We start from the raw sequence: 16,575 nt of genomic DNA on the forward strand, positions 1-16,575 counted from the left end.
AAAAAAGGCATCTGCCCACCATTTTTGCAATTTCCGCTAAGGTGTTAGATACCGAACTGGGGTTATTTATCACTGAAAGCAACATGCTATACAAGATAATCTACCAGACAATTATAAAGGATATATTAACTGAGAATAAATCTATATAAATTAAGATTGGAAAAAGGGGATCGTAAAGGAAAAAGAGCTCCCCCTCCCCAGCTCGCTGCTGACGGAAATCGAACCGCCGTGTCGCTGGACGATGCTTTGGCAGATCGTCAGGCCCAGGCCGGTTCCGCCATTGTTGCGATTGCGCGATTTTTCCGCGCGGTAAAACTTGGTGAAGATTTTGGTCAAATCCTCCTGCGAGATGCCTTCACCCTTGTCGATCACGGAAAAGAGCACATGCCCCTCCCGCTGGTCGCAGGTGAGCAGGATCGATCCGTTCGGCTTGTTGTAGTAAATGGCGTTGTTTAACAGATTTTCCAGTACGCGGCGGAGCTTGGTCTCGTCCGCCTCGATGTACAGATCATTGGAGATGCGCAGCTTCCACTGGAGTGTTAGTCCCGATTCCTTGATCTTGACCAGGTAGTCCTCAATGATTCCTTTTGCAAAGCTCTTGACGTGGATGCGGCTCAGGTTCAGCTTCAGCTCCGTACTTTGCTGGGTAAAGTCCTGCAGTTCGTCGAGCAGCTTGTCGAGATCGTCCGTCTTCTGTTCGATCTTTTTCATCTGCTTCTTGATCCGTTCCAGATCGGTTACCCGCCCTGAGGCGATGTAGGAGGCGTATCCTTTGATTGTTGTCAGCGGTGTCCGGAAATCGTGAGCGATCGCGGAAATCAGCTCGGATTGACGCTCTTCGGAAAACCGGAGCTGATCGACCATGTCGGAGAAGTAGCGAAACAGACGGCCAAATTCGTCTTCTGAATGGTACGTAAACGAAACCAGCCGTTTTCCTTCGCGAATTTCCTGCGTTACGCGGGACAGCTCGTTTACCGGCCGGTGAATCCAGCGGACGAAGAAGCCGAGCAGGACAAGTCCGACCAGGGCAATGCTCCCGTAGATGTACCAGAGCATCATGCTGACCCCTTTTGTTGCCATAATATCGGAGTCATCTGTGTAGAAGTAGATGATGGTTTCGCCTTTTTTCGGCGGTTCGTGTTGAAAATGGTATTCCGCCACAACCTTCAGATCGGTATTTTCCTTTTTTATTTTCCTCGGCGGATTTTTCAAATTGTATGCCTGGGATGTCTTGATGAAGATCGTGTTGCCGTTGGCGTCCTTGACTAACATTTTGTATACCAAATCCTCCGGCAACTGCTTTTCCAACTCGCTGCGGTCTGTCGGGTCCTTGAAATTGCTGGCGCTGAGCAGCTGATTGACGCGAACCTTTTCAGCCGTTTCCTTTTCATAGCGATATTGATTGTGGCGATCCGTTTTCAGTTGAACGACAATAATATCCTCGAAGACAAACTTGAAAACGAACAGGTTCAGCGCAATCAGTGCGAAGAACGAGAGGAACAGCTTGTTGCGGATGCTCATCTACACCTTCTCCCCGATGAAAACGTAACCCGTCCCCCACTGCGTTTTGATGTACTGCCGCTCCCGTTCCAGCTTTTCCCGCAAATTTTTGATATGAACCGTCACAGTATTGAGGGAGCCGTAGCCGTATCCCCATACCCGGTCGTAAATTTGTTCGCGGGTAAACACAATGCCGGCATTTTCGGCCAGAAAGGTGAGCAACTGAAATTCTTTGGTGGAAAGGTCAATTTTTTCTTCATTTACATACACCGAGTACGTTTCCTTGTGGATTTCCAGTCCTTTAAATTTCAAAACGGTAATGGAGGAGCCGGATGGGTCCTTTTCGCTGTGCTCTTCGGTATGCTTGCGAATCCGCTCGTACCTTCTCAGATGCGCCCGGATGCGGGCGAGCAGCTCTTCCGTGTCGAATGGCTTCGTGATATAGTCATCGGCGCCGATTTCAAAACCGACGACTTTGTCGACCGCTTTTCCTTTCGCACTGAGAAACAGGATCGGCAGGTCCGATTCGCGGCGAATTTGCGAGCACAGCTCATAGCCGCTCATATTCGGCATCATGATGTCCAAAAGAATCAAATTGGGCTTCAAGCCTTGCTTCAACAAAGTAAGGGCATGCTCCCCGCTCTCTGAAAAAGTGACCTCATACCCTTCGTTTTCCAAAATATCTTCAAGAAGCTCTATGATTTCCTGATTGTCGTCTACAAGCAAAATATGGTCTTTCACAGGTACTCCCCCAGTAACCTCAAATCTCCTGAATATTTGTATTCTCTCCTATCATAACACGGTTTGACTGGTGAAGGACAAAGAAACCAAACGTTACCAGCGTGTTCCGGCAGGAAAAAGGACATATAATGAAGAATAGCGGGTGTTACTTCCTATTGACACCAGGTACTAAATTTCGTCAGAAAAAGCCAGAGACCTAACGTCCCTGGCTTTCATTTTTGGTGCGCCCAGCATGGGCGATAGCTATAGGGTGAAAGTCCCGAACGGGGGTTGGCTGTACCAACCGTTAGCTCAAGGCAAGGGTGTCGACCGCGAGGTCGAATCTGAAGGAAGCCGGCGGCAAAATCCCGACCTGAGGTACACGAACCCAATTTGAGGCTGTTGTATCCGGGCGAGTCTGCCAAACAAGACAAAGCCCCATACAGCCAAGGGATACAGTAGTAAACTTGGGCAGGTACATGGGATGAAAGTTATCGTTCTTACCTGGGGAGGTCTGCATGAAACGCCTTCAACTGTTGGTAACCGTCTCCGTAAGGAGACGCTGAACATGCAGAAGTCAGCAGAGGCCATAGTACCCGAGTAGAGGACGCTTGAATGGGGAAGGGCCGAACATCAAGTCAGCATGCGATCCATGTCTTTTGATACGGTACGTCGAAGCAGAATTCTGTCAAGGAACTACTTTTGAAGAGCAGGGGTGAAGCCCCGAGGGTACAAAAGAGGGCTGAGTATCGTACAGCAAGCACGGAGTCCGCATGTGCGAAGGAAGGAACATCATTATGGATTTGCTGGAAAAAGTCTTATCACGGGAAAACTTACGGATGGCACTCCAACGAGTGGAGGAAAACAAAGGTGTCGGTGGAGTCGATGGTGTTTCAACCGAACAACTACGCGATTATCTACGTGAACACTGGCAAGCCATCCGCGAGAAGATGGAAAGGGGAACCTATAGACCTTCACCTGTTCGCAGAGTCGAAATCCCGAAACCTGACGGTGGTGTAAGGTTATTAGGCATTCCCACCGTGGTAGACCGCTTTATTCAGCAGGCCATCCTCCAAGTGTTAACGCCGATCTTCGACCCCACCTTCTCGGAATCTAGCTATGGGTTCCGTCCAAAACGTAGCGCTCACATGGCAGTAAGGAAAGCGCAAGCGTATATCTCCGAAGGATATCGTTTCGTGGTGGACATCGATCTAGAGAAATTCTTTGATCGCGTAAATCATGATATTCTAATGAGCCGTGTGGCTCGAAAAGTTCAGGACAAGAGAATTTTAAGACTGATTCGTTCCTACTTGAATGCGGGGATCATGATAAATGGCGTCTGTACAACATCAAGTGAAGGAACACCGCAAGGTGGGCCGTTAAGCCCACTTTTGGCAAATATCCTACTTGATGATTTGGACAAGGAACTCGAAAAGAGAGGCCACCGTTTCTGCCGCTACGCAGACGATTGTAATATCTACGTGAAAACAAAACGGGCAGGGGAACGAGTAAAGAAGAGTATTCAAAACCACTTGGAGAAGGTACTAAGGCTAAAAGTAAATGAGGAGAAAAGCGCGATAGACCGACCATGGAAACGAAAATTCTTGGGCTTTAGTTTTACCTTTGCAAAACAGACAAGGATTCGCATCCACCCCAAATCCCTCCTCAAGCTAAAAGAGAAAATCCGCACGATCACGAATCCGGTGTGGAGCATCTCGATGGAGAAGCGGATTGAAAGAATAAATCAGTACCTCATGGGCTGGATTGGATATTTCGCCCTTGCAGACGCGAAGGGCATTCTACAATCCATTGAGGAATGGACAAGGCGCAGGCTCCGTCTTTGTTTGTGGATGCAGTGGAAACGCGTGAGAACCAGATATCGAGAACTTCGTTCTCTTGGCATATCTCACGTAAAAGCCATTGAAATTGCAAATACCCGCAAGGGTGCATGGCGTACCACAAAATCTCCGCATATACACAAAGCCCTCGGCATTGCCTACTGGCAACAACAAGGGCTGAAAAGCTTAGTGCAACGATATTCTCAAATTCGTCAAGCTTGGTGAACCGCCGTATACCGAACGGTACGTACGGTGGTGTGAGAGGACGGGGGTTAGTCGCCCCCTCCTACTCGATTGCTTGCACTTACTTGCTAGGCTGCGCTTCCGGCTGTTGTTCCGGCTGTGGCACTGTATGTGTCTCAACTGGTGTCTCAGCTGCAGCTGCTGCCTGCTGCCCAGGCTGTTGCTCTGGTTGAGCTGCCTCGGGCGCTTTCGCTTGTTGTTCTGGTTGTGCTTCAGGCAAGGAAGCCGCTTGTACCGCTTTCTTGGCTGGAGGAGTGTCGGTGGCTTTCGCCTGGAGTGCCGGAGCAGCGATTCGCTTGGCTCCTACATAGCGTTTGCTCCAGTAGTAAGGGTCGCTCAATTTGGTATTGACGACGCCTCTGCCAGATTCCGAGTGCACAAACGTGTCATTGCCGATGTAGATTCCTACGTGGGAAATGCTTCTTCCATTCGTCTTGAAGAAGACGAGGTCGCCGGGCTGCAAATCTTTGCGGCTAACCGGTTGGCCGACTTGGTACTGAGAAGAAGAATTGTGAGGCAAATCTACACCTAGCGCATCAAACACATAGCGTGTAAAACCGGAGCAGTCAAAGCCCTTTTTCGTGGTACCGGAAGACTTGTAAGGGACACCGTACAGATCATTGACGACATTCATCAGGGGGGTTCCCTCCTGAGCATGCGCCGCACTGGCACCCATCGCAAGCAACCCGGCAATAAGCAAAGAAACTACTGTCTTGCGCAAAAGATACTGCTCCTCTCCTGAGCCTACGAGGTTAGCTGAAGGGTTCGGTCGAAAGGAATTCCCTAGACTGCGAGAGCGCAGCCATTCACCCCAAAGATAATGGGTCCCCCGTTTCCGCATAGCGGAACTCGGCTATTTTTCGATGTTTTTTTACACGCACCTCCACACAATTCAACACTTGTCCCACTTTTCCTTTTTATACCCATGCTTGTTCACGATTTCGTCACAATATTTTGTCATAAGCTGTAACGTTTCGGCAGTACCGTGCAAGCGATGTTTTTCTTCTATAAGTAATGGAAACGATGTGTCGGACTCTCCCGCTACAAGACGGCTTCACCCCACGCCGGAAAAGGGCTGAACCTAATCAGGAGGGACCCTTGTCCGATTGGGGGACGACACTTTATCCGTCCAGGGACGGAGGCAAAAACCAACCGCTCGCCCGTTATGTCGAACACTGGCCCCGTCTAGAATAAAGGCATAAGGTTGACACACCAACAAATAGTCGATTGGAGGGAAGCATTTCATGAGTGAGCGGTCTGGCAAGGTGCTCCTTGGACTCGCATTGCTGCTGACCGGAGGGTTTGTCTTATTGGACCAACTCGGCATCGACGGCGGCGATTTCCTCGGTGTGCTGATCCCCGGGCTGATCATGTTATACGGAGCCCGTAAAGTGATTGGCAGTTCCGGTTCCCGCTTCTGGGGGATACTGATCTTTCTGTTCGGGCTGTTAATGTTGATCGGCAAGCTGCATTTACTGTTCAATGTCGTACTGGCTATCGGAGTGATTTACCTCGGGTACCGCTTTATCCGACGCAGTGACAAGACGCATGATTCCATGCCAACAGTATGGGAGAGGCAGTGGGCAAGGCAGGTATTGAAAGAGGATACTCTGGACAGCTGGGAGCACAGAATAGCCAAGAAGCAACAACCTTGATATCGATGACAAGTGATGAAACAAACCTGAAAAGTGCAAGGTACATGACAATCAAATTTCTTGTGATATGATAAGGAGGACTAAAAAATGGGTATTTTTAAACGACTGCGTGACTTGACGGTGGCTTCTGTGAATGACGCTTTGGATTCAATGGAAGATCCGGTGGTTATGCTCAATCAGTACATGCGTGACATGGAAGTGGAGATCGGACAAGTAGAAGTGGCAGTAGCCAAGCAAGTGGCCCTGGAGAAGAAATTCCACCAGCAATGGGAAGAGGCAGTGGCGCTTGCGGAAAAACGCGATCGTCAAGTAAAGCTGGCGCTGACCGAAGGGGAAGACCTGCTCGCGCGCCGGGCTTTGGCCGACAAGAAGCAATACGAACTGCGTGCCCAAGAATACGAAGCCCTTTATCTGACAGCATCGGAAGCCGCTCAGCAAATGCGCGAGAAGCTGGCCGAGCTGAAAGAAGAATTTTATAAAATGAGAGCGAAAAAATTCACTCTGATGGCAAGAGCGCAAGTAGCGAAAACGCAAAAACAAGTGAACCATGCAATTGTCGGCATGGGCAATCAATCTGCCGGCAAAGGCTTTTCCCGGATGGAAGAAAAAGTGCTGCGGATGGAAGCGGAAGCCAATCTGAGCGGCCAGTGGCGCCAGACCAGCGCTGGTTTGGAGCAAGCTCTCGAGTCCCTTGAAAAGAATGATCTGGATGAGGAGCTGGCCCAAATCAAAGCGTCTTTGCAAAGCAAAAAGGATGCCGAGCCTGCGAAAGTTCAGGAGTAACGACAGGAATCAGGCATCTCGTGTAGAATAGGAAGTGGCAACCAGGCAGCCTGTCCAAGCAGGCTGCTTTTCCCCTAGGAGGTTCTATCCTTGGCAGACTTTATGGTCTTTTTACGTCGATTTTTTGCGGAGCCAGGACGTGTAGGAAGCATCATTCCCAGCTCTCGTTTTTTATGCGAAAAGATGCTGTGCAGCGTGGACTGGAATCAGTCTGACGTGATTATAGAACTGGGGCCTGGAACAGGCGCCTTTACGGAAAGCATTCTAAAGAAAAAAAGGCTCGATACCAAATACATTTTGGTGGAGAGAGATCCGTTGTTTCGCGAAATGCTGACTCGCCGATTTCCCGGCATCACGATGTGGGATGAGGCACTGAAGCTGCAAGAGTACATGAGTAAGGCCGGGATTGGCAAGGCTGATGCCATTATCTCCGGACTTCCGTTTGCCAACTTTCCCGCGGAATTGCGGACGGGGATCTTGGATGAAGTCCAGTCTGCCCTTGCTCCGGGTGGCCTGTTCATCACGTTTCAATACTCCCTCCAACTGAAAGCTGAGCTGCAGACGCGCTTTCAGCGGGTAGAAACCACATTTACGCCGTTGAATATTCCGCCTGCGTTTATTTATACTTGCCGTGACGGAAGTGTAGGAAATTAGCCGACATGGGGCGTAAGAGAGGAGACCTTTGTGAAATTGTCCCGCTTACAAAAAATGACGGTCGGTGTCTTGATCATTTTGACAGGAATTGGCCTTTTTCTTGACAGCTTGCATATAATCACGTTTGGCCTCTTTGATTTGTGGCCGATGGTTCTCGTGTATTTCGGCGTACAGATGTGGGGAAATCACAAGCGTGTTCGGGGAGGCCTGCTGGCCGGGCTCGGCATCATGATTGCTTTGGACATGTGGCTTCATATCGGCATGGATGATCTGTTCCAGCTTGTAATCCCGCTTTTGTTCATTTACTTTGGATTTCGGCTGATCCGTGGGCGTTCGGCTGACAAAGGAATCCGGCCGACAATACCGGAGGCTGCCGAAGCAGCCGATGCTGATCCGAATTTTGCTTCAGCGGAAGATACGGCAACAGGCAAACAATCAGGGCATTGGAGACAGAAAGCGGGATACCGCAATCCATTTGGAACGGAAAGAAGCAGATGGACTGCTTCATCCGCGGGCCCTGGCAGCATTTTGTCGCCCAAAGATTCCCGCAGTTCGCTGATCGGTGATTTTCACTTGACATCCGGCCGCTTTGAGCTAAGCCAGTTGCATATCTGGCACGGAGTCGGGAATGTTGTCATAGATCTGTCCCGGGCGATGCTGATGGATGATGAAGCGTTTCTGATAGTCGACGGTTGGGTGGGGGACGTCACTATTTACGTTCCGGTAGACATGCCAGTAGCCGTATCTGCGGAGGTGCGCATCGGCGATCTGGAAGTGTTTGGCCATAGGCAGGGGGGCATCAATCGCAGCGTGATGATCCGCTCCGAACAGTACGAACAGGAAGCGCAAAAAATCCATGTACAGATTTCGCTGCTCGTCGGCGATGTTAAAGTCAAGTACATTTAGGGGGTACTGACAAATGCGACGACAGCGGTTGGCAAGTATCCAATGGCAGTACGTGCGCTACGGTTTGCTGCTGGCCGTAGGAGCGGTTACCGCCTCCTTTTTGTGCAGTTTGATTCTGTATTGCGTGGTGGCCGGGGACCCGGACGTCACGAGATGGCTTGCGACCTACCTGCATCTCTATTTGCCGGAGAAGCTGGATTGGAAAACACAACTGGCCTCGTTTGCATTCGCGATCCTGACAGCAAGTGTCGTCGGGTTGGTCGGAGGCTACATTTTCGGGAATTTGCTGAAAAAGAGACTGCAGGTGCTTTGGGAGGCAGCCACCAGCCTGGGGCGCGGCATATTGTCTTCGCGCGTCCCTGAGCTGGGCGAGGACGAGATCGGTGAACTGGGCTGGCAGCTGAACCGTCTGGCGGCCCAGTGGGAAGAACAGGTCGCTTCCCTGCAACGGCTGTCCAATCACAACGCCGCTTTGGCGGAACAATTGAAGCATACAGCGGTCACCGAAGAGCGGCAGCGACTGGCCCGCGAGCTGCACGACGCGGTCAGCCAGCAGTTGTTTGCCATCGCGATGACCACTGCAGCCTTAAAAAGACTGATCGAAAAAAATCCGCAGCGAGCTGCCCAGCAGATCGAGCTGGTGGAAGAAATGGCCGCGGCTGCGCAGGCGGAGATGAGGGCGCTCCTGCTGCACCTCCGCCCGGCGACTTTGCAGAACAAGGCACTGAAGGAAGCCATTGAAGATCTGCTGGAAGAGCTGACCCGCAAAAATGCGATGGAAATTAGCTGGGAGATCGAAGAAGTGGACAACCTGCCGAGCGGAATCGAGGACCATCTGTTCCGCATTTTGCAGGAATCACTCTCCAACACGCTCCGGCATGCCCGTGCCAACCACATCGCGGTCAAGCTGTTTACGCTGAAGGGGCAAGTCAGGCTGCGCATCGTAGACGATGGCGTCGGCTTTGATCCGGAGGGAGAGAAGCTGACTTCGTACGGATTGAGAAGCATGCGGGAGCGGGTGGCAGAGCTCGGCGGCTCGCTGGATATTTACTCGGCAGTCGGAAAAGGGACGCAGATCGAGGTGCGCATCCCGATCATGCTGCAAGCGGAAATGGAAGGGAGAGAGCTGACATGATACGCGTATTGCTCGTGGACGATCATGAAATGGTGCGAATGGGATTGGCTGCTTATCTGTCTACTGAAGACGACATTGAAGTAGTAGCCGAAGCATCCAGCGGTGAAGAAGGAGTGAAGCTGGCTGTCGAGCTGCAGCCGGACGTGGTTTTGATGGACCTCGTGATGGAGGGGATCGGCGGCGTGGAAGCGACCAGGCGGGTACGTGAAACCTGCCCCGCTAGCAAAGTCATCGTCTTGACCAGCTTCATTGATGATGAAAAGGTATATCCCGTCATTGAGGCAGGAGCGTTCAGTTATCTCTTGAAAACCTCGCGTGCAGCCGAAATTGCCCGGGCGATCCGGGCGGCAGCCGCAGGCGAGCCGGTCCTGGAGTCTCGCGTCGCCGGCAAAATCATGGCCCGCTTCCGTCATGGACAAGAAGCGCAGCCGCATGAACAGTTGACGCCGCGCGAGCTGGAAGTATTGAAGCTGATCGGCCAAGGCAAGTCCAACCAGGAGATTGCGGACGAACTGATCATCGGCATCAAGACCGTGAAGACCCACGTCAGCAACATCCTGTCCAAGCTGGGCGTCGAGGACCGCACACAGGCGGCCATCTACGTACATACGCATCATCTGGATTAGTTGCTTGCCCTTCTCCTCTATTTCCATAGGCTATCCCGTTTTCCGCTAATTCGGACTCACCCCCTTGGGTGAGTTTTTTTGCTTGAATTTGGCAATCATAGAATGTAGAAGATGCGGAAAGGAGAACGGGCTATGAGGCACAAACCGCGTACACGCTCCAGGATGATGGCTGCCGATCAGGGTGTCGACATTGTCGGCGATGTCCATGCTTGTTACGACGAGTTTATGGAACTCTTGCAGCGCTTGGGATATGAACGTTGTCACGACGGGACCCACCGGCATCCTGAGGGCCGGAAGCTCCTTTCTCTCGGAGACATTACAAGCCGCGGGCCACAATCGATCAAGATGCTGCAGTTTTTCATCCGGCATGTGGCAGCGGGCCTGGCGGAGATGGTGGACAGCAACCACGGGTGGAAAATTGCCCGCTGGCTGGATGGACGCCCTGTCATGCTGGCGCATGGTGACGAGAAGGTAGCTGACGAGTTTCAAATATTCGAACGGGAGTACGGGGCCAGGAGGGCCGATCAATTAAAGGAGCAGAGCAGGAGACTCCTGTTTTCCTCCCCTTCGCACATGATGGTGCACTATCAGGGACGGCTAGTCCTCGTTGCGGTTCACGCGGGGATACGCGATGATTACATCGGAAAAGAATCTCCTTCCATCCAGAGCTATTGTCGGTACGGAGATGTAGCCGGGACAGGGGCCGACGGGAGACCGATCCGCAGGGATTGGGCAGCCGAACGGGTAAAAGCCGAGCCGCTTATCGTCTGGGGACATGATCCTCGTCCCGAGCCGGAAAGAAAGAATGGCACGCTCAATATCGACCAGGGATGCGTGTTTGGAGGGATGCTTACCGCCTATCGCTTCCCGGAGGACGAGATTGTGAGCGTACCAGCACGTGAAAACTACTCAGGCTTGGCAGAAACGCCGTTGACACGCTATTTGGCCGAGTTTGGATGAGTCACACTCTCCAATCGGCTGAAGTTGACCCGGGTGAGGCGGCTGTCTCCCCCTGCTCCTTTGCCGGGGGGCTGCTTTGACCGTTTCGCTTGCGGAGCAAGGTGACCTGCTGCATCGTATTTTTGGCAGTCGAGTGGATGCCGACAGCGGCCAGAGCAGCCGTCCCGCCTTCCAGCAAGGCAATTCGCCAGTCGAATCCCGTGCTGTAGATCCATTGATTGACCATGTAAAGACCGAGGATGAGCACCATGGCGACCCAACCGCGCAGCTTTTTTGGTATGCGGAGAAAATCCGACATGCTTGCAGCGGCGGCCAAAGCCAGCGCAATGATCAGACCGAGGTCAAAACCCATCAGAATCCCTCCTTGCTCAAGGTGTGCGCAATTTTTCGAACAGCCGTTTCAGGATGACCGCTTCCGCCCACAGAGGCAGCGGTTTATCCGGCTCATGGCGCCAATCTTCGTTTGTAAGCAAGCCTTCTTTAAACATCCAATCTATCGCTTCTTGCTTCCATTCAGGCACGTTTGCTCCTCCTCCGTCTCCTGGATTTGTCTGGGTTGGCGGCTTGTATGGACGGTTGGTGTATTCGCAAAAGGAACGGACCACGCCCTCTGCGAGCTCTCGCCAATCCCGGTCCAATTTTTCCGCATCCAGCGGATTGTCGGCGAAGCCGTATTCGATAATCACTGTCTCCACACTGCCGGTCTCCCGGTGCATGAAGTAGTAGTCTTTGCTCGGGTTGTTGGGGAGTGTGCGGGTAAAGATGCGGCGGCCCGGCATCCCTTCTGCTTCCAGGTCATCGAGGATCAGACGGGGAAATGTAGGGGAGGAGTAAATCGAGTAAATAACCTCCGCACCCCGTCCTCCACCGGCATTGACGTGGTTGGAGATACAATAGCGGGCACCGCTGTTTCTGACCAGAGTGGCGCGATCATCGCTCGTCAGGGTGGTATCGCCGGTTCGGGTGATGGCAACAGGAATGTTCAGGGTCTGAAATCTCGAGTATTGGTAAAGGGAAATCTGCAAATTTTTCTCTTTTTCTGTAAAGAGCTGATTGGAGCCGCCGCCCGGATCGATCCCGCCATGCCCCGGGTCTATCACCAAAATGGGGGTCATATAAAGTCACCTCCTGTTTCAGCATATGCGAAAAGGTGCGAACATGCCGAAGGACAGTTCGCTCATTTTCCCCGGGCGGCGATGTACAGAGCACGCAGTTGTGGTACAATAGGAGAGATTTAATTCCCAAAAGAGGATGGTAATGTATTGATGGCTTGGTACAACTGGGTAATCCCGATCGTGACATTGATTATCGGCCTTGCCGGAGGATTTTTCGGCGGCACGTACTATCTGCGCAAGCAGGTGGAAAATATGCAGATGGATGACAAACAATTACAAGCGATGGCTCGTTCCATGGGCGTTAACCTGAATCAAAAACAACTGAAGCAAATGAGCCGCAACATGAAAAACATGAAGATGCCTAAAAAGTTTGGCAAGTAATTGGCAAAGGGGATGTCGACATGGGTCCGACCCGTCTGCGTTATACGATGATCGGCTTCATTGTCGGCGTCGTCGTTGTTTATTTAAAAGGGCTTCCGATCAGTGAAGGAGTTCGCTTTGCTTTTCCTTTTTACGGAGCGGGGCTTGGTTTGTTGATTGACGGCATCATCTTGCGCCTAAAGCAGCGCAAGGGGAAAAATGAGTAGCCGTAAAAGAGCTGACAGGAGCATACGCAGTACAAAAAATGGATAGAGCAGCCAGAGATTTCTCGGCTGCCCTATCCATTTTTCAGCTTGTAAAGAACAACTCATAGACCATCTTGGTAATCAAGGTGATGGACACCAGCAAAAACAAGGGACGAACGTAGCGCACACCTGTTTTGATCGCAACACGGGCACCCAGCGTGGCCCCCAGGAGCATCGCCACACCCATGGTCAGCCCGGTAATGAAAATCACTTTGCCCTCCAGCATAAAGACCAGCAGAGCCGCGATGTTGCTGGCCAGGTTCAGGATGCGCCCATTGCCGGCGGCTATGACAAAATCATAGCCAAAGAGAAGAACCATCAGAAAGACGAAAAACGATCCGGTGCCGGGTCCGAAAAAGCCGTCGTAAAAGCCGATCAAAAACGTGACCGGAATCCCCAGACCGAGCGTAAACTTGGTGTATCCCTTAAACGTGGTGTTTTCGCCAAACCGCTTGTTCAGCAGGGTATAGACAAAAATTGCGGCCATCATGATGATGACCAGCACCTTGAGAAATTCTTGCGGGACAAACAGTACTGTTTTCGCCCCGAAATAGGCGCCCACAAGCGAAACGGGGAACAGGATCGCCATCAGTTTCTTGTCAAATTTACCCATGCGAATAAAGGTGACGGAGCTGGTGGCCGAGGAGATGGTGCCTGCCAGCTTGTTTGTTCCCAAAGCCAAATACGGCGGAATGCCAAGCCCAAGCAGTGCAGGGAGCGAAATTAAGCCTCCACCGCCCACGGTACTGTCGATAAAGGCAGCGACAAAACCAAAAAAGGCAAGAAACAGAATCGTTGATAAGTCCAAGTCCATAGAAGATCACCTTGCTTGTTGAATTGGGTTCATGAATAATCCAAGTCTAGCACGGCTTTTGTACATTGCAAGATACTATTTACTGATATAGGGGGATTTTGAAGATTACGATACTTAGCATACCGATTTGTTGTAAAAGTGAGCGGTTTGCATTATAATAAAAAGCGAGCTTGAACTACATACCATTGAGGAGGAATGTTATCATGGCACATCAACTTCCTGAACTGCCTTACGCACACAATGCGTTGGAGCCTCACATCGACGCGCAAACCATGGAGATCCACCACGGACGCCACCATGCTACTTATGTAAACAACCTGAACGCTGCATTGGAAGGCCACGCTGACCTGCAAGCGAAATCTGTAGAAGAGCTGATCAGCAACCTGGATGCATTGCCAGAAGCGATCCGCACTGCTGTACGCAACAACGGCGGCGGTCATGCGAACCACGCTCTGTTCTGGCAAATCCTGAGCCCGAACGGCGGCGGAGCACCTGCTGGAGCACTGGCAGATGCGATCAACGCAGCATTCGGCAGCTTTGACAACTTCAAAGCTGAATTCGCGAAAGCGGCAACTACCCGTTTCGGTTCCGGTTGGGCATGGCTGATCGTAGATGGCGGCAAATTGGCCATCACCTCCACTCCAAACCAAGACAGCCCGATCATGGAAGGCAAAACGCCAATCCTCGGTCTGGACGTTTGGGAGCATGCTTACTACCTGAAGTATCAAAACAAACGCCCTGACTACATCGGTGCATTCTGGAACGTTGTAAACTGGGACGAAGTCAGCAAGCGCTTTGAAGCTGCCCGCTAAGCGGAAATCAACGCGATAGCATTACTGCTTACGAACAAAAGGCATGTCGGACAAACCGGCATGCCTTTTTTGTTTGTTTCCTCGCCTTCGCAACGAAACGTCAACTGCCATCGTCTTAGCCATAGGAATAGAAAAAATAAGCGAAAAGGGTCGTTGATCACCGTGGATAAAATGTTGAAGCAGGTAGGGATTGCGCTGGGGCTATTGCTGGTGGTGGTGGGTTCAGTGGTTGCTGCGGGCAAAATGCTGCCAGGCGAGTCGCCGCAGGCAGAAAAGCAAATCGACATCGCAGGAACCGTCACCGCTGTCATCACCGGACCGATCGGGGGGCAGCCGGATCAATCAGCAGATCCGAGCGCGTCTGTATCGAGCAAGGACACTCCCAATGGTATCGATCCGGCTCAGCCGACCGGGATTGTCGCGATCATGGTTGAGGCGGATTCCCAAAGCGGCAAAACGCCCTATGATAAAGCCTCTGTCTCTCTCCGAAAGTCGCCGGAGCTGCTGAAAAAGCAAGGGGATTCGCTCGTGCCGGCGACATTGGATGACTTGCGGGAGGGAACCAGGGTGGAGGTTTCTTTCGACGGGCCTGTCGCCGAATCCTACCCCGTACAGGCGACCGCAGGGATGATCGTCATCGTGGAATAGAAAAGCAAATCAAACATGCCGGGACAGTTGATCGATTTGACACTTGGTCTCTGTCGGAAAGCGGCCTGCAAAGGAAAGGATAGAAAGTATGGAAGGAATGAGATATAATACTTACTAAAGGTAATTAAGTGTACAAAAGGAAGGTGTCTTGCACCATGAAAATGCCATCGCTTTTCCTCGCTCATGGAGCGCCGCTGCTTGCGATTGAGCGGAATCAATATACGGAAGCACTGAAGCAACTGGGGGAGGAACTGCCTCGTCCGAGGGCCATCCTGATTTTTTCCGCCCACTGGGAGAGCCGCGTTCAGGCTGTCGGGACGACAAAGCTCAACGCTACCATCCACGATTTTGGCGGCTTTCCTCGTGAGCTGTATGAAATTCAGTACCCGGCCAAAGGCGATCCCGCTCTGGCTGCCGAGGCATTGCGCATTTTCGCAGAGAATAACATTCCGGCAACGGCAGAGCCGGTCCGCGGGCTGGATCACGGGGCATGGGTCGTCTTGCGGATGATGTACCCGGAAGCAGATATTCCAGTCGTCTCGCTCTCGGTCAATCCGCAGCTTTCAGCGGAAGAGCAGTATGCGATTAGCAAAGCCCTGCAAGCTTTCCGCGAGGACGGTGTCTTGATCATCGGCAGCGGAGGAACGGTACACAATTTTGCCTACATGAGTATGCGCTCCGATACGGAGGAGGGAGACGAGTGGGCCGTTGCGTTTGAAGAATGGCTGCGGGACAGGATCGAGGCTTGGGATCTGGAGTCCTTGTTCCGCTACGATACGCTTGCTCCGTATGCCCGGCAGGCTGTTCCTTTGCACGGAAGCGAGCATTTCGTTCCCCTGCTCTATGCGATGGGCGCTGCCGATGAAGACCGAACGGCAGCCAGGGAGCATATCAGCTTTCGCTATGGCAGCCTCAGCCATGTCATCTGGAAATTTGGGGCGAAATAAAAAAATCTCGAAAAACCGGTCACAAACTCGAGGGGTTTCTCGTTTCAAGTACGAACGAGAAATCACAAGAGAGAGGATCGATGGCAATGAAACCGAGAATGGAATATCGCAAGGCAAATCCCCAGGCTTTCCAAACAATGCTGCAAATGGAGAAATTCGTCCGCAGCAGCGGGTTGGACCACAAGCTTCTGGAGCTGGTGAAAACGCGGGCGTCCCAGTTGAACGGCTGCGCATACTGCCTTGACATGCACACTCGTGAAGCGAGAGAAAACGGCGAGACTGAGCAGCGCCTCTATCTGCTCAATGCCTGGAGAGAAGCGGATGTGTACACCGAAGCAGAGCGGGCGGCACTGGCTCTGACGGAAGCCGTTACGCTGATCGCAAAAGAGGGCGTTCCGGAAGCGGTGTTCCAGAACGTACAGAAGCATTTCAGCGAGGAGGAAACCGTCTCCCTGCTGATGGCTATCAACACGATCAACTCCTGGAACCGGTTGGCGATTGCTACCGGAATGAGCGCCCCTGCTGACTTGCCGGTACGGTAATGGATGAATCGCCCTACGCGATAGATGTTTATGAATGACAAAAAAGACACG

20 protein-coding genes and 1 riboswitch are annotated in these 16,575 nt (G+C 51.9%); of the genes, 14 read left to right on the top strand and 6 right to left on the bottom strand.

The window, feature by feature from the left end; genetic code table 11:
* Nucleotides 1-150: 150 nt before the first annotated feature.
* Both NSQ24_RS05780 and NSQ24_RS05785 read right to left on the bottom strand, forming a co-directional pair.
* Nucleotides 151-1,521 (bottom strand): HAMP domain-containing sensor histidine kinase, encoded by a 1,371-nt coding sequence (locus NSQ24_RS05780; RefSeq protein WP_003391524.1) that lies wholly within the window; start codon nucleotides 1,519-1,521, stop codon nucleotides 151-153.
* Entirely contained in the window at nucleotides 1,522-2,241 is a 720-nt protein-coding gene (locus NSQ24_RS05785) for a response regulator transcription factor (RefSeq protein ID WP_024984708.1), read from the bottom strand. It abuts the gene before it with no gap.
* A gap of 776 nt (nucleotides 2,242-3,017) precedes the next feature.
* On the opposite strand from NSQ24_RS05785, the gene ltrA reads away from it, so the two are divergent.
* Entirely contained in the window at nucleotides 3,018-4,283 is a 1,266-nt protein-coding gene (ltrA, locus tag NSQ24_RS05790) for a group II intron reverse transcriptase/maturase (protein WP_024985202.1), read from the top strand.
* A 79-nt stretch (nucleotides 4,284-4,362) separates the two neighbouring features.
* On the opposite strand, the gene NSQ24_RS05795 is transcribed toward ltrA, so the two are convergent.
* Complete coding sequence (locus NSQ24_RS05795; protein WP_122957797.1) at nucleotides 4,363-5,022, bottom strand: C40 family peptidase; 660 nt, start codon at nucleotides 5,020-5,022, stop codon at nucleotides 4,363-4,365.
* Between the two features lie 5 nt (nucleotides 5,023-5,027).
* Nucleotides 5,028-5,166, bottom strand: a riboswitch (cyclic di-AMP (ydaO/yuaA leader).
* Nucleotides 5,167-5,545: 379 nt separating this feature from the next.
* On the opposite strand from NSQ24_RS05795, the gene NSQ24_RS05800 reads away from it, so the two are divergent.
* From NSQ24_RS05800 to NSQ24_RS05830, 7 genes are all read left to right on the top strand, one after another.
* Entirely contained in the window at nucleotides 5,546-5,956 is a 411-nt protein-coding gene (locus NSQ24_RS05800; protein WP_327927538.1) for a hypothetical protein, read from the top strand.
* A gap of 87 nt (nucleotides 5,957-6,043) precedes the next feature.
* Complete coding sequence (locus tag NSQ24_RS05805; protein WP_122957795.1) at nucleotides 6,044-6,739, top strand: PspA/IM30 family protein; 696 nt, start codon at nucleotides 6,044-6,046, stop codon at nucleotides 6,737-6,739.
* Between the two features lie 90 nt (nucleotides 6,740-6,829).
* Nucleotides 6,830-7,393, top strand: a complete 564-nt coding sequence (locus tag NSQ24_RS05810; protein ID WP_024984705.1) for an rRNA adenine N-6-methyltransferase family protein — start codon at nucleotides 6,830-6,832, stop codon at nucleotides 7,391-7,393.
* Nucleotides 7,394-7,423: 30 nt separating this feature from the next.
* Complete coding sequence (gene liaF / locus NSQ24_RS05815) at nucleotides 7,424-8,299, top strand: cell wall-active antibiotics response protein LiaF (protein ID WP_024984704.1); 876 nt, start codon at nucleotides 7,424-7,426, stop codon at nucleotides 8,297-8,299.
* Between the two features lie 13 nt (nucleotides 8,300-8,312).
* On the top strand, nucleotides 8,313-9,434 hold the full coding sequence (locus NSQ24_RS05820) for a sensor histidine kinase (RefSeq protein WP_172920811.1): 1,122 nt from the start codon (nucleotides 8,313-8,315) through the stop codon (nucleotides 9,432-9,434).
* Entirely contained in the window at nucleotides 9,431-10,060 is a 630-nt protein-coding gene (locus NSQ24_RS05825) for a response regulator transcription factor (RefSeq protein ID WP_003391540.1), read from the top strand. Before NSQ24_RS05820 ends, NSQ24_RS05825 begins: the two co-directional genes overlap by 4 nt.
* 132 nt (nucleotides 10,061-10,192) lie before the next feature.
* Complete coding sequence (locus NSQ24_RS05830; RefSeq protein WP_122957794.1) at nucleotides 10,193-11,020, top strand: metallophosphoesterase; 828 nt, start codon at nucleotides 10,193-10,195, stop codon at nucleotides 11,018-11,020.
* Between the two features lies 1 nt (nucleotide 11,021).
* On the opposite strand, the gene NSQ24_RS05835 is transcribed toward NSQ24_RS05830, so the two are convergent.
* Nucleotides 11,022-11,372 (bottom strand): hypothetical protein, encoded by a 351-nt coding sequence (locus NSQ24_RS05835; RefSeq protein WP_122957793.1) that lies wholly within the window; start codon nucleotides 11,370-11,372, stop codon nucleotides 11,022-11,024.
* Between the two features lie 16 nt (nucleotides 11,373-11,388).
* On the bottom strand, nucleotides 11,389-12,135 hold the full coding sequence (locus NSQ24_RS05840; RefSeq protein ID WP_122957792.1) for an N-acetylmuramoyl-L-alanine amidase: 747 nt from the start codon (nucleotides 12,133-12,135) through the stop codon (nucleotides 11,389-11,391).
* A 150-nt stretch (nucleotides 12,136-12,285) separates the two neighbouring features.
* Between NSQ24_RS05840 and NSQ24_RS05845 the strand changes: the two genes are divergently transcribed.
* Both NSQ24_RS05845 and NSQ24_RS05850 read left to right on the top strand, forming a co-directional pair.
* Nucleotides 12,286-12,516 (top strand): YneF family protein, encoded by a 231-nt coding sequence (locus NSQ24_RS05845; protein WP_003391547.1) that lies wholly within the window; start codon nucleotides 12,286-12,288, stop codon nucleotides 12,514-12,516.
* 20 nt (nucleotides 12,517-12,536) lie between these two features.
* Nucleotides 12,537-12,722, top strand: a complete 186-nt coding sequence (locus NSQ24_RS05850) for a hypothetical protein (protein WP_003391551.1) — start codon at nucleotides 12,537-12,539, stop codon at nucleotides 12,720-12,722.
* Nucleotides 12,723-12,804: 82 nt separating this feature from the next.
* Here NSQ24_RS05850 and NSQ24_RS05855 read toward each other — a convergent pair whose 3' ends face one another.
* Nucleotides 12,805-13,575 carry a TSUP family transporter gene (locus NSQ24_RS05855; protein WP_003391553.1) on the bottom strand — a complete coding sequence of 257 codons (771 nt, stop codon included), beginning with the start codon at nucleotides 13,573-13,575 and terminating at the stop codon, nucleotides 12,805-12,807.
* 203 nt (nucleotides 13,576-13,778) lie between these two features.
* On the opposite strand from NSQ24_RS05855, the gene NSQ24_RS05860 reads away from it, so the two are divergent.
* The 4 genes from NSQ24_RS05860 to NSQ24_RS05875 all read left to right on the top strand — a co-directional run bounded on the left by NSQ24_RS05860 (nucleotide 13,779) and on the right by NSQ24_RS05875 (nucleotide 16,524).
* Nucleotides 13,779-14,387 carry a superoxide dismutase gene (locus tag NSQ24_RS05860; RefSeq protein WP_003391556.1) on the top strand — a complete coding sequence of 203 codons (609 nt, stop codon included), beginning with the start codon at nucleotides 13,779-13,781 and terminating at the stop codon, nucleotides 14,385-14,387.
* A gap of 171 nt (nucleotides 14,388-14,558) precedes the next feature.
* Entirely contained in the window at nucleotides 14,559-15,035 is a 477-nt protein-coding gene (locus NSQ24_RS05865) for a DUF3221 domain-containing protein (protein ID WP_227278023.1), read from the top strand.
* Nucleotides 15,036-15,190: 155 nt separating this feature from the next.
* Nucleotides 15,191-15,982, top strand: coding sequence for a class III extradiol ring-cleavage dioxygenase (locus NSQ24_RS05870; protein WP_339167424.1), 792 nt, complete (start codon nucleotides 15,191-15,193; stop codon nucleotides 15,980-15,982).
* A gap of 86 nt (nucleotides 15,983-16,068) precedes the next feature.
* Nucleotides 16,069-16,524, top strand: coding sequence for a carboxymuconolactone decarboxylase family protein (locus NSQ24_RS05875; RefSeq protein ID WP_024984703.1), 456 nt, complete (start codon nucleotides 16,069-16,071; stop codon nucleotides 16,522-16,524).
* Nucleotides 16,525-16,575: the final 51 nt, after the last annotated feature.

The organism is Brevibacillus sp. FSL L8-0520, assembly GCF_037963895.1.
In the GTDB taxonomy this organism is placed as follows: Bacteria; Bacillota; Bacilli; order Brevibacillales; family Brevibacillaceae; genus Brevibacillus; species Brevibacillus borstelensis.